The sequence below is a fragment of the Flavobacterium nitratireducens genome (assembly GCF_029625335.1).
Lineage (GTDB): Bacteria > Bacteroidota > Bacteroidia > Flavobacteriales > Flavobacteriaceae > Flavobacterium > Flavobacterium nitratireducens.
In genome coordinates this window covers 100,854-113,804 of the sequence record NZ_CP121111.1, presented here as the reverse complement: position 1 = coordinate 113,804, position 12,951 = coordinate 100,854, and the positions used below count along the sequence as shown (strand labels likewise).

Here is a 12,951-nt window from a genome sequence, read left to right as displayed (position 1 = left end):
AAATGGAAAAGAAAAATACAAATAAAAAATTTATAACTATAATAGGTAGTTTAGTACTATTAGGTGTTATATATGGTTCTTACAAATACATTCATTCCTTATCTCACGAAAGCACAGATGATGCTCAAGTAGAAAAATACATGACTCCTATCATCCCTAGAGTTTCTGGTTATATTAGCAAGGTGTACATCAAAGACAATGATTTTGTAAAAAAAGGAGATACTTTATTTACGATTGACCATAAAGATTACAAACTAAAAATTGATGAGGCCGAAGCAGCATTGGCAGCGGCTCAAGGAAATTATGAAGTTTCTAAAGCTGATGTAGGTAGTATTTTAGCTAGTGTTTCGGTTTCGGATGCTAATGTAAAATCGGCTACTGGAAATATTCAAACTGCTAAAATCAAATTAGGATTGGCAACAAATGATTTCAACCGTTACAGCAATTTGTATAAAAATCATACGATTACCAAACAACAATATGAACAGGCTTTAGCTGCAAAACAAGAGGCTGAAAATCAAGTTCGCATATTAGAACAACAACAAAGAGCTACCGCTTTTCAAAAATCTGTTACACAGGCTAAATCGGTAGTATCAGACAAACAAATTGATGTCGCTTCGGCTAATATCAAAAAAGCACAAGCTTTATTAGAAACAGCTAAATTGAACTTGAGTTACACTGTAGTAACAGCAGCAATGGACGGACAGGTTTCTAAAATTGACCTTCAACCAGGACAATTGGTACAACCAGGGCAATCTTTATTTTACATTATCAATAACAATGAAGCTTGGGTAATTGCCAATTTCAAAGAAACACAATTGAACAAAATGGTTGCTGGTCAAAAAGTAGCTTTAAAAGTAGATGCTTATCCTGATTACGAATTCAAAGGAACCATTACCTCCTTTTCTCCTGCTACAGGTTCTCGTTTTTCTATTTTACCTCCAGATAATGCAACTGGTAACTTCGTAAAAACGATTCAGCGATTACCGGTGAAAATTAGTATTGATGCGACTAATGATATTGAAAAAGTAAAACTATTACGTCCTGGAATGAACGTAGAAGTAGATGTACATATTAAATAAAAATGACAGTAGCAGACGACGATTTAGTAGAATATGGCTTTAGGAGGGTTATCATAACCATTACCGCAGTACTTTGTGCTTTGCTGGAAATTGTTGATACCACTATTGTCAACGTGGCTTTGACCGATATGAGGGGAAGCCTAGGAGCTACCCTAACGGATGTGGCTTGGGTAATTACTGCCTATGCCATTGCAAACGTTATTGTAATCCCTATGACAAGCTGGCTTTCGCAACAATTTGGAAGACGTAATTATTTTGCTGTATCGATCATTATTTTTACAGTTTCTTCTTTTTTATGCGGAAATGCTACTAACATTTGGGAATTAGTTGCCTTCCGATTTGTACAAGGTTTAGGAGGTGGCGCATTGCTGGTTACAGCCCAAACCATTATTACCGAAAGTTATCCTGTAGCTAAACGAGGAATGGCGCAAGCTATTTACGGAATGGGTGTAATTGTGGGCCCTACATTAGGGCCGCCATTAGGAGGATATTTAGTAGATAATTTTGCATGGCCTTATATTTTTTACATCAATATCCCTTTAGGAATTATTGCTACATTGTTAACCTTAAGCTTTGTAAGAAGCCCTAAATACGGTGAAAAATTAAAATCCAATCAGGTAGACTGGTACGGAATTATACTTTTGGCCACTTTTATTGGTTCTTTACAATTTGTTTTGGAACACGGACAACAAGACGATTGGTTTAATGATAGTTCAATTGTCGCATTAAGCATCATCTCTATATTTGGGCTCATTCTTTTTATCTGGAGACAATTAGTGTACAAATACCCAATTGTAAACTTAAAAGTATTAAAAGACAGTAATTTGCGAATTGGAACTATAATGAGTTTCATCATGGGTTTTGGATTGTACGGTTCAACATTGATTATTCCTATTTATACTCAGGCTATACTAGGATGGACAGCTACTGACGCTGGTTTATTATTGATTCCTGGTTCCATCACCACAGCGATAATGATGCCTTTTGTAGGGAAAATGATTCAGAAAGGTGTTCCTCAAAGTTACATGGTAGCAGTAGGGTTTTTAATCTTCTTCATTTTTACATTGAGCATGTATTACAACATGACTCCTGATACGGGTGTAGAACATATGTTTTGGCCTTTAATATTAAGAGGTGTTGGTTTAGGATTGCTTTTTGTACCTATCACTACCCTATCACTCTCAACATTAAAAGGAAAGAATATTGGTGAAGGAGCTGCTTTTACAGGAATGATGAGACAATTAGGTGGTTCGTTTGGTATTGCCATCATTACCACTTTCATCACCCGATTAACACAGATGCATCGTGTGAATTTAATAGCCAATCTTGACAGTACCACTTTTGAAGTACAACAAAGAATAGCTCAGTTGCAAAAAGGTTTTATGGCTAAAGGGTATTCGATTAACGAATCACTGAAAAAAGCTTACGAAGTACTTGATTTTTCGGTCATTAAACAAAGTACTGTTTTAGCCTACATGGATATTTTTCTCTATCTAGGTTTGCTGTTTTTATGCTGCATTCCTTTTATTTTATTAATCAAAAAAGGCAAAAACAAAGTCAATCCTGCCGATGCAATGCATTAATCCAGATTGCAGAATTTAGATTTCAGATTATAAAAGCTTGATAACAAAAAGCCGTTCCGAGATCAATCGGAACGGCTTTTTACTTATTTATACTTTAAAATTTCACTTAAAAATTCAAAAACTTATATGACTTATATGTTTCAAAAAAAACTATCGAGTAAAAACCAAATGATTCCCTTTAGACAAATTAGCATCAAATTGATAGCCTTCGTAATTAAAACCTTTTAAATCTTCAATCGTTTCTGCCTGAGTATCGATAATATAACGCACCATCATTCCCCTAGCCTTTTTGGCAAAAAAACTAATCATTTTTAATTTACCATCCTTATAATCCTTAAAATCAGGAGTGATTACAGGAACTTTCAACGCTTTGGCATCAATAGCTGAAAAATATTCATTGCTGGCTAAATTTACGAATAACTCATCCTTTTTTAATTCTTTATTCAAAGCATTGGTTAAGGTAGTTTTCCAAAAATCATAAAGATTTTTTTTGTCTTCGATAGGCAATTTAGTCCCCATTTCTAATCGATACGCTTGCATCAAATCTAATGGTTTCAAAATACCATACAAGCCCGATAAAATTCGTAATTTATCCTGAAGCACCTCCAGTTTTTCAACCGGAATCGTAAAAGCATCTAAACCTGTGTACACATCTCCATCAAAGGTATAGATGGCAGGACGAGCATTTTCAGTGGTAAAAGGCGTTTTCCACTCTTTATTGCGTTGCCAGTTCAAATCAGCCAACTTATCCGAAATAGCCATTAATTCGGATAATTCTTTTGGAGATTGCTGTTTTAAAACTTTATGTACTTGACGAGATTCCTTTAAAAAAGAAGGCTGTGAAAACTGAGCCGTAGGCAATTCTCTCTCAAAATTTAACGATTTGGCAGGGGATATAACTATTTTCATAAAGGCTTATTACAAATTTATAACTTGATTCAAAAATACTAATTGCAAACAAAATAAAATCTAAAGCTTTTAATAAATATTGTATTTCGCTATTTTTGTGATTCTCCATCTCTTACTAAATCGTTAAGAGAAATAAACCATTAAGATGAAAAAAACAATTAAACGCCTTTACAAAACAGACCTATTTAAAGAATTCTTTGAAAATGAAAAATCCAGTGGACTGGTATTAATCGCCTGCACGATTGTTTCTTTATTGCTGGCAAACTCTGCTTTTTCAACTGACTATTTACATACTTGGCACATGAAAATAGGTACAGAAAGCCTTGAATATTGGATTAACGATGGCTTAATGACTATTTTCTTCTTACTCATTGGATTGGAACTTGAACGAGAAATCTACCTTGGCGAACTTTCTAACATCAAAGAAGCCTTATTACCCATATTTGCTGCTCTTGGAGGGATGTTAGTCCCTGCTGGTATTTATTTAGCGCTCAACTGGGGAACTGTGGCACAATCGGGAGCTGGAATCCCTATGGCTACTGACATTGCTTTTGCCTTAGGAGTCTTGTCTTTATTAGGAAACAGTGTTCCTTTATCCCTAAAAGTATTTTTAACTGCTCTTGCGGTTATTGACGATTTAGGCGCCATACTTGTGATTGCTATTTTTTATACTAAAACTATATTCTGGTTCAATTTAGGAGTTGCGGCAGTTATTTTATTGGTTCTTTTCATCCTTAATCGAATGAAAGTAAGAAACCTAATTCCTTACCTTATTGGTGGAGTAATTATGTGGTATTTTATGCTGAACTCAGGAATACATGCTACCATTACAGGGGTTTTATTGGCATTTGTAATTCCTTTTGGAGATGGAAGCGAAAAATCGGTTTCTTATCAATTGCAACATTATTTACACAAACCGGTAGCCTTTTTTATCCTTCCCTTATTTGCCTTAGCCAATACAGCTATCGTTCTAGGTTCAGATATTGCTGAAACATTACACTTACATTACAGTAAGGGAATCATGTTGGGTTTAATCGCTGGAAAACCATTAGGAATTGCCTTGTTTAGCTTTTTAGCAGTTGCTATTGGTCTATGTAAATTACCTAAAGACTTAAAATGGAAAACTATCATTGGGGTTGGTTTCCTAGGTGGAATTGGATTTACGATGTCCATTTTTGTAACCTTATTGGCTTTTGATGATCACCATATCATTAACAATGCTAAATTTATTATTTTACTCTCTTCACTAACCGCTGGTATTATCGGTTTTATTGCCTTAAAACTAAATTTACGAAAAAAATAATGCAAGCAATACTAACGAAAATTTTCTCTTATACCAACCTTCACAAAGGGGAAGAGGATAAATCAAAAGTTTTAGATACTGTAAAAACTAACATTTCTTTTAGAGGTTCTAATTTATGGATTTTAGCCTGCGCTATTGTTGTCGCTTCTGTAGGTTTAAATGTAAACTCGACAGCTGTAATTATAGGTGCTATGCTTATTTCTCCTTTAATGGGACCTATTGTTGGCGCTGGTTTTGGTTTAGGAACCTATGATTTTGAGTTATTAAAAAAGTCCTTAAAAAACCTATTCATTGCAACAATTGTTAGTTTAATTGTATCTACCATCTATTTTTTTATAAGCCCTTTCAAAGAGGCTCAACCGGAATTATTATCGCGAACTTCTCCTAATATTTATGATATCCTTATTGCTTTTTTTGGAGGAATCGTAGGTGCTGTTGCAATAACAAGAGTCGAAAAAGGAAATCCCATTCCCGGTGTTGCCATTGCAACTGCCTTAATGCCACCGCTATGTACAGCGGGTTATGGTTTGGCTACAGCCAATTTAAAATACTTTTTGGGAGCGATGTATCTCTATGGGATTAACTGTATTTTTATATGTATCTCCACCTTTTTAATCGTCAAATACTTATCCTACCCAATTAAAAAACAACTTGACGAAACCACTCAGAAAAAAGTAAAATACTACATCAGCAGCTTACTTATTATTTTTATTCTTCCCAGTATCTATTTTGCGTATCAATTATTTGAAGAAAAAATTCCAACATGAAATTAATGTTTTTACTGAAAAAGAGTTTACCGAAAAAGGCATCACAATTGTTTATAAAAAATCCGTTTTTAACAAAAATCCAAAACGTTTAGAATTGGGTTTTCTTAGCAAACGATTTAACAAATCCGAAATCAAAGAACTCAACGATAGGCTAAAAGAATACGATCTAAAAAACACAAAGCTGATTATTAAACAAGACACGACAGATTTAAAAAGTGACATCTTAAACGAAATCAATTTTAACAAATCCTCTTTAAGTGAAAAAGACGTAACGATTCTTTCACTAAAAAACCAAATTGAAGCCAATAATTACAATACCTCAAAACTTCTGGCTGAAATGAAAATTTTGTTCCCAACAATAGAAAACATCTCGATTTCAAATCATGTTTTTAATGCTACAACTGATAGTATACGAACAGTTCCTATTCTTATTTATAAAAGTAAAAACGAATTAGAACAAGCAGAAAAAAACAAAATCATGCAATGGTTGAAACAGCGCTTATCTAGAAAAGATATCGAAATGTATCGCCAAAACTAAAAGCTATTTACGACAATAACCCTTTAGAAAATTTAAAAATGGATTTATTTAATCCCGAATTTAACCCAAAATACAACCGCTTACCCAAAGATGGAATGGTATTGTATTTTGGAAAAGTGATGGATTACCACAAAGCGCATTTTTATTTTAATCGTTTATTAGAAACAATTGAATGGCGTAATGATGAAGCGATCATTTTTGGCCAACTTATTACTACCAAAAGAAAAGTGGCTTGGTACGGGGATCGCAATTTTAAATACAGTTATTCAAAAATTACCAAAGAAGCCTTACCCTGGACCGAAGAATTACTTGCCTTAAAACAATTAGCCGAAGAAAAAACAGAGGAAACCTACAATTCCTGTCTGCTCAATTTATACCATGATGGCAATGAAGGAATGGCCTGGCATAGCGATGCCGAAAAAGATTTGAAAAAAAATGGTGCTATTGCATCGATGAGTTTTGGTGCCGAACGTAAATTTGCTTTCAAACATAAATCCACCAAAGAAACCGTGAGTTTGTTCTTAGAAAACGGAAGTTTACTAGTCATGAAAGACGAAACGCAAACCCATTGGCTCCATCGCCTGCCTCCAAGTAAAAAAATAGCAAAAGCCCGAATTAATTTGACCTTTAGGACTATCAATACTTTCGAAACCTCTTTATAAATTCTTTTCCAAAGTCAAATCTAATTTGTAAAACAAGCTAATTTGTGCATTTTATTTGACGAAAAATCCCCTTAATTCATTTTGTTTGGGCTATAAAAAGTGATAAACATAGGAAATATTTTGTTTTTCAAGAGACCTTTAGTATCTTTCACATCGATTTAACCAATTTACAGCAACCTTAAACATTTAAAAAAATGTTAGAAGAAATGAATGATAACCTGTCACAAACGAATATGGAGACAGATGGAAACTTAGCTACTGATGTTCAAACTACTACTGATGCAGCTAATGACCTAGCTACTGAAGAAACAGTAGAAAACACGGATGTTTTAAAAAAGCAACAAGCCTTAAATGAAATCGAGGCTTCGAATGCCGAAGAACACGAAGACGAAACCCTTAAAGGCCGTCATGAAATTCCAATGCTTGACTATGACAGCCTTTCAATGGAAACGCTTGTCGATGAATTGCAAAAACTGGTTTCGAATGAAGCAGTCATGTCGATACGTGAGCATGTAGAGGAAATTAAAAAGGCCTTTTTATCTAAATACAACCATTTTATAGAGGAAAAAAAGGAAGAATATTTTGCAGAAAATCTAGACACAACAGAAGATTTTCAATATCATTTCCCTTTAAAATCAAAATTCGATCAATTTTATACCCTTTATAAGGAAAACAAAAATACCCACTTTAAAAGTCTACAAAATAGTTTAAAAACCAATCTAGACAATCGTTTAGCCATTGTAGAAGAACTAAAAGAGTTGATCAATCCAAATGAGAATATTAAGGACACGCTAAAACATTTTAACGAACTTAGAGAACGTTGGAAAAATGCAGGTCCAATTCCAAAAGACAAATACAATCACGTTTGGAACAATTATCATTTCCATGTAGAAAATTTTTACGATTATCTGCACCTAGACAGAGAAGCCAGAGACTTAGACTTTAAACACAACCTTGAGCAAAAACAAAAAATTATTGCACGAGTTGAAGAACTACTTCACGAAGAAGACATCAATAAAGCATTCCGAGAATTACAAGACTTACACCGTATTTGGAAAGAAGAATTAGGTCCTGTTTCTAAAGAATTCCGTGATGAAATATGGAATCAATTTAGTGATTTAACTAAAAAAATGCATGATAAACGCGAAGTCCTTTTCGAAAAATTGAGAGGAACTGAGCTAGAAAATCTTGAGAAAAAGAAAAATATTATTGCTCAAATTGAAGAATTGGCTACGATAAAAGTCAATGCACATTCGCAATGGTTGCTTCAAATTGAAAAAGTAGAAGCCTTAAGAGAAGCTTTTTTCTCAACTGGAAAAGTGCCTGCAGATGTAAATGAAGACACTTGGGCTGCTTTTAAAAATGCTGTTAGAAACTTTAATGCCTTCAAAAATTCGTTTTACAAAGACATTAAAAAAGAACAAAACGAAAATCTAAACAAGAAAAATGCCTTGGTTGCCAAAGCAAACGAGTTGAAAGACAGTGAAGATTTTGCTGCTACAACTCCAATCATGAAGCAAATTCAGGAAGATTGGAAAAAAATTGGCCATGTACCTAGAAAATATTCTGACAAGGTTTGGGCTGAATTTAAAGAAGCTTGTAACCATTATTTTGACCGCTTAAAGGAACACCGTAGCGAACACAATACGGAAGAAATGGAAGCTTTCGACAAAAAGAAAGCCTATTTAGAGACCCTCAAAGAATTCCAACTTGTGGGTGACCACAAAACCGATTTGGATGCCATTAAACAACATATTGAGAATTGGAAAAGCTTTGGAAAAGTTCCTTTTACCAGACGTCATATTGAAGGTAAATTCAATAAAATACTAGATGCGTTGTTTGAAAAACTAAGTTTGAGCAAAAAAGATTCAGATATGATGCGTTTTGCTAACAAACTAGAAAACCTTTCGGAAAGTAATGATAGTAGAAAACTAGAAAACGAAAAGATTTTCATCATTCGTAAGATTGAAGAAGTACAAAACGAAATTTTCCAGTTAGAAAACAACATTCAGTTTTTTACCAACACTAAAAATGCCAAAAAAGAAAATTCAATTGTGCTAGAAGTACGTAAAAACATTGCTATCCACAAAGAGAGTTTAGAAACCTGGAAAGAAAAACTAAAACAACTTAGAAACCTTAATCAAGAAGAGTAATTTCTAAAAGGTAGTTTGAAGTTAGAAGAAGTTAGAAGTATAAAAACAGCGATTTTCAATTGAAAGTCGCTGTTTTATTTTTTTATATTTCACAACTCACAAAGTATGACAATTATCATTTCTAGTACGTTCTAATCGAACTACTTTTGGAAAGTAAAATAATTGATCATGAAAAATTCTTTGATTCAAAAATACAATGTACCTGGTCCTCGCTATACCAGCTACCCTACTGTTCCTTACTGGAATGAAACCCAATTTACTTATGAAAATTGGACCAACTCTTTCAAAAAAGCATTCAAAGAAAGTAATACCAAAGAAGGAATCAGCCTGTATATTCACCTTCCTTTTTGCGAAAGTCTATGCACCTTTTGCGGTTGTAACAAGCGAATTACAAAGAATCACGAAGTAGAATCACCTTATATTCAGGCGGTTTTAAAAGAATGGCGTTTGTACTGCAAACTGCTTGATGAAAAACCAATTATCAAAGAAATTCATTTAGGCGGCGGAACACCAACATTCTTTTCGACTAAAAATCTGGAAGATTTAATCAATGGTATTTTTACCTATGCAATTAAAGCCGAAAATCACGAATTCAGTTTTGAAGGACATCCTAATAACACCACCTATGCTCATTTGCAAAAACTTTACGATTTAGGCTTTAGAAGAGTGAGTTTTGGTGTACAGGATTATGCCGAAAAAGTACAAAAAGCCATCCACCGCGAACAGCCTTTCCATAATGTAGCCAAAGTAAGTTTTTGGGCCAAAGAAATTGGCTATACTTCCATAGGACACGATATTATTTTTGGTTTACCCTTCCAAACCATCGAAAACGTAGTGGATACCATCGAAAAAACCAAATCCCTACAACCCGATCGATTGGCTTTTTACAGCTATGCCCATGTGCCTTGGATAAAAGGAAATGGACAACGCGGTTTTAAAGACGAAGACATCCCAAAAGATGAAGAAAAACGAATTTTGTACCAAGTAGGCAAAGAATTATTGCAAAAAAACGGCTACCACGAAATAGGTATGGACCATTTTGCGCTGCCTACTGATAGCTTATACCAATCCTTCAAAAACGGACAATTACATCGTAACTTTATGGGCTATAGCTCGTCTAAAACACAATTAATGATTGGCCTAGGTGTATCATCTATTAGTGACAGCTGGTACAGTTTTGCTCAAAACGAGAAAAACCTCGACGATTACTACCAATTGTTAGAAAGGGACAAACTGCCTATTTTTAGAGGACATCAACTTACTGATGAAGACTTGATTATCCGAAAACACATTCTGAATTTGATGTGCCAGTTTGAAACTACTTGGAACACAACAGAAAACTACTTTCCTGAAATTCCGGAAGTACTAGAACAATTGCGCGAAATGGAAAACGACGGCATCCTCATCATCAAAGAAAACGGCATTCAGGTAACCGATAAAGGCAAAGCCTATGTTCGAAATATCTGTATGGCTTTTGACCTGCATTTAAAACGAAAAGCCCCTGAAACCGCCTTGTTTTCTATGACAGTATAACAACTTTTGTAAGCTAGAGCGTTGTCGAGAACCAAACACAATAACTTCCTTATCCGATTTGTTCACCACAAGTCGGATTTTTTATTTCATCATGCAATGACAATACTAATTCACAATCACTATTTCATGGATTAGCTTAACGACTATATTTTAGCCTTCGACAAGCTCTGGGTGATAAAATTAAAACGCTATATTTGTTTGTAGTCTGTGTTTTATTTCACAGGTTGACGTTAGGTTACATTTTTATCAGAACATGAAGAAAATATTACTTTTTATCGCATTCTATTCAATTATTGCTTCTGGACAAACATTAGACACAATAAAAAAAATTGAAATCTATTATGGAAATGGTGCCCAATGTTTTCCTATTGATGGTATATATGCTAAATCAGAAAAATTCGTTTATGAAAAAATATCTAATGGAAGTTTTGAGCTAGCAAAATATTATAAATTTTGGAAAACATCAAAAAACAATGCAACTGTATTCAGTAACGATTCTTCAATAACAAATCTTAATAAAAAATGCGACAACAAAGTCTTATTGGAATTAATAAATAATCTTAATACTGATAATCAGAATTTTTCATATTCATTTTTAAAGCAAAAAATTGATAAACCTTCACGTCACAGAATAAAAAAAATTGGTAGAGAAATGGATATGTTCTTCATTTTAAAATGTGACGGAATTTTTGATTGTGAAAATAGAAATGATGTAATTGACTCAATACAAAAATTCAATAGGTTTGATGAATATGTGTCAACAATGAATTTAACAAATAATCAAATACGCGTGATTGGTTCCTTTGATTATGCTAGAATTACAATTACATCACAAAACAATATTACTTCATACGATTTTTTATTTAATAATAATATTATTGGACAACCATTAATCAAATATTATAATAGAAACTATCTGAATGTATATTGCTATGTAAATCTCGTAGTCAATGAAAAAATAAGAGAATTAATTTTTCATAATACAATTACAAACAAAGCATTTAATTTAAAAAAAATAACAGACAGCTATGTTCGTTGGTATCTAGAACATTAAAACGAAAGCTAATAGCCGAAGCTGTTACAAACCTCCACTAAAAACAAATTTCGACTAAAAAACATAAAATTCGACCTCTTTTAAACCGATTTAAAAGAGGTTTATTTTTTAGTAATGCCAAAGACTAAAATTAAAATGGCTTACAATAATGTTTTTGAAGGTTTAAAATATTTACTAAAAACCGTACTGAATTTTCTACTGTAATTTTATCGTATAAATTACAAATGGAAAATTAAATGCTTTGGAACGAACTTTAGGAATGACGCTGGCTAGTTTGCCCTTTTGGTTTGGGTTATCACTCTATGGATTCACCATCAACGAATTACCTAGTATACCGCAATTGGGACAGACATTGGTTGTAGCGCTATGCTCTGGAGTGATTGCAACGGTTCTTTTCTTTATGGCAACTGATAAAGTACAAAAAGAGGAAAAAGCTTTAGCGTCAGTTGAAGCTACACAATCGGTAGAAGTGCTTTTTGCGCTCCTTGGAGAAATCCTTCTATTAAAAATACATTTGCCTGACCTGTTTTCTATCATTGGAATAGTATTAGTTATTATTGGTATGCTTTTGCATAGCTTGAAGAAAGAATAAAAAAAACGGCTTCCTAAAAAGAAAGCCGCTTTTCAACCGAATCTATTAAAATAAAAAAAACCTCAATGACAATTAGGATTCGCTTGTACAAACAAACTTACTGTTGCGGGTGACACATAAGGAATCCCCAAACCTAATCCTCTTAAAATGAACAAAAAACCTATTAAAACCACTACAAAAGGGATTAGTTTTTGAATACGGTTTCGCATACCTAAACTGATGAACGAATGAATATAAACCACTGAACTCATCAAAGGAACGGTACCTAATCCGAACAAAATCATATACAAAACCCCAAGACTGCTACTCTGCATGGCAATGGCTCCAAACAAAGCCACATACACCATTCCGCAAGGTAAAAAACCATTTAATAAACCAATGGTAAAAAGAGACTGATAGGTTTTCTTTTTAAATTGTTTCCCTAAAGCTTCTTTGACTTTAGCAATCAATCGAAATACCGGTTTGGAAAAATTATAGTTAGCAAATGTTTTTTCAGGAATTAGTATCACCAAAATCATTAAAAAGCCAATAATTATCGACATTTTTTGCTGCATCCCAGCCATGTAAAAACCTTTTCCTAATAATCCAAAAACGAAACCTACGGTTGCATAAGCCGAAATTCGCCCTAAATGATAACTCATTATCTGCATTATCTTTTTGCTCGGATTACTTCGATCTACAGGCAACATCATAGCAATAGGACCACACATCCCAATACAGTGTAGGCTACTAATTAGTCCGAATAACAAAGCGGTGTAAAGCATTTTTTTTCTGT

Annotated in this window: 10 protein-coding genes and 1 pseudogene; 9 read left to right on the top strand and 2 right to left on the bottom strand. The window is 33.7% G+C overall.

Annotated features, from left to right (window positions below):
* Positions 1–2 precede the first annotated feature (2 nt).
* Complete coding sequence (locus tag P5P90_RS00545) at positions 3–1,082, top strand: HlyD family secretion protein (RefSeq protein WP_278035319.1); 1,080 nt, start codon at positions 3–5, stop codon at positions 1,080–1,082.
* A 2-nt stretch (positions 1,083–1,084) separates the two neighbouring features.
* Positions 1,085–2,665: an MDR family MFS transporter gene (locus P5P90_RS00540; RefSeq protein WP_278035318.1), complete on the top strand. Its 1,581-nt coding sequence runs from the start codon at positions 1,085–1,087 to the stop codon at positions 2,663–2,665.
* Positions 2,666–2,815: 150 nt separating this feature from the next.
* On the opposite strand, the gene yaaA is transcribed toward P5P90_RS00540, so the two are convergent.
* Positions 2,816–3,574, bottom strand: a complete 759-nt coding sequence (gene yaaA, locus P5P90_RS00535; protein ID WP_278035317.1) for a peroxide stress protein YaaA — start codon at positions 3,572–3,574, stop codon at positions 2,816–2,818.
* A gap of 145 nt (positions 3,575–3,719) precedes the next feature.
* Between yaaA and nhaA the strand changes: the two genes are divergently transcribed.
* The 7 genes and pseudogenes from nhaA (at position 3,720) to P5P90_RS00500 (ending at position 12,176) form a co-directional block, all read left to right on the top strand.
* Positions 3,720–4,877 (top strand): Na+/H+ antiporter NhaA, encoded by a 1,158-nt coding sequence (gene nhaA / locus P5P90_RS00530; protein ID WP_278035316.1) that lies wholly within the window; start codon positions 3,720–3,722, stop codon positions 4,875–4,877.
* Positions 4,877–6,182: pseudogene (locus tag P5P90_RS00525) on the top strand (TIGR00341 family protein). Before nhaA ends, P5P90_RS00525 begins: the two are co-directional and overlap by 1 nt.
* A gap of 38 nt (positions 6,183–6,220) precedes the next feature.
* A complete protein-coding gene (locus P5P90_RS00520) occupies positions 6,221–6,844 on the top strand; it encodes an alpha-ketoglutarate-dependent dioxygenase AlkB family protein (protein WP_278035315.1) in 624 nt (207 codons plus the stop codon).
* A gap of 194 nt (positions 6,845–7,038) precedes the next feature.
* Entirely contained in the window at positions 7,039–8,997 is a 1,959-nt protein-coding gene (locus P5P90_RS00515) for a DUF349 domain-containing protein (RefSeq protein WP_278035314.1), read from the top strand.
* 168 nt (positions 8,998–9,165) lie between these two features.
* A complete protein-coding gene (gene hemN / locus P5P90_RS00510; protein WP_278035313.1) occupies positions 9,166–10,530 on the top strand; it encodes an oxygen-independent coproporphyrinogen III oxidase in 1,365 nt (454 codons plus the stop codon).
* A gap of 253 nt (positions 10,531–10,783) precedes the next feature.
* Positions 10,784–11,584 (top strand): hypothetical protein, encoded by an 801-nt coding sequence (locus tag P5P90_RS00505; protein WP_278035312.1) that lies wholly within the window; start codon positions 10,784–10,786, stop codon positions 11,582–11,584.
* A gap of 217 nt (positions 11,585–11,801) precedes the next feature.
* Entirely contained in the window at positions 11,802–12,176 is a 375-nt protein-coding gene (locus P5P90_RS00500; protein ID WP_278036451.1) for a multidrug resistance efflux transporter family protein, read from the top strand.
* A 62-nt stretch (positions 12,177–12,238) separates the two neighbouring features.
* On the opposite strand, the gene P5P90_RS00495 is transcribed toward P5P90_RS00500, so the two are convergent.
* The gene (locus tag P5P90_RS00495; protein WP_278035311.1) at positions 12,239–12,940 is read right to left on the bottom strand and encodes a sulfite exporter TauE/SafE family protein; all 702 of its coding nucleotides are present in this window, start codon (positions 12,938–12,940) and stop codon (positions 12,239–12,241) included.
* Positions 12,941–12,951 lie beyond the last annotated feature (11 nt).

What these genes read in the sequence shown, in the direction of transcription:
- hemN (WP_278035313.1), top strand. Translation starts at nt 9,166, where the DNA reads ATGAAAAATTCTTTGATTCAAAAATACAATGTACCTGGTCCTCGCTAT.
- P5P90_RS00505 (WP_278035312.1), top strand. Translation starts at nt 10,784, where the DNA reads ATGAAGAAAATATTACTTTTTATCGCATTCTATTCAATTATTGCTTCT.
- P5P90_RS00540 (WP_278035318.1), top strand. Translation starts at nt 1,085, where the DNA reads ATGACAGTAGCAGACGACGATTTAGTAGAATATGGCTTTAGGAGGGTT.
- nhaA (WP_278035316.1), top strand. Translation starts at nt 3,720, where the DNA reads ATGAAAAAAACAATTAAACGCCTTTACAAAACAGACCTATTTAAAGAA.
- yaaA (WP_278035317.1), bottom strand. Translation starts at nt 3,574, where the DNA reads ATGAAAATAGTTATATCCCCTGCCAAATCGTTAAATTTTGAGAGAGAA.
- P5P90_RS00495 (WP_278035311.1), bottom strand. Translation starts at nt 12,940, where the DNA reads ATGCTTTACACCGCTTTGTTATTCGGACTAATTAGTAGCCTACACTGT.
- P5P90_RS00520 (WP_278035315.1), top strand. Translation starts at nt 6,221, where the DNA reads ATGGATTTATTTAATCCCGAATTTAACCCAAAATACAACCGCTTACCC.
- P5P90_RS00515 (WP_278035314.1), top strand. Translation starts at nt 7,039, where the DNA reads ATGTTAGAAGAAATGAATGATAACCTGTCACAAACGAATATGGAGACA.
- P5P90_RS00545 (WP_278035319.1), top strand. Translation starts at nt 3, where the DNA reads ATGGAAAAGAAAAATACAAATAAAAAATTTATAACTATAATAGGTAGT.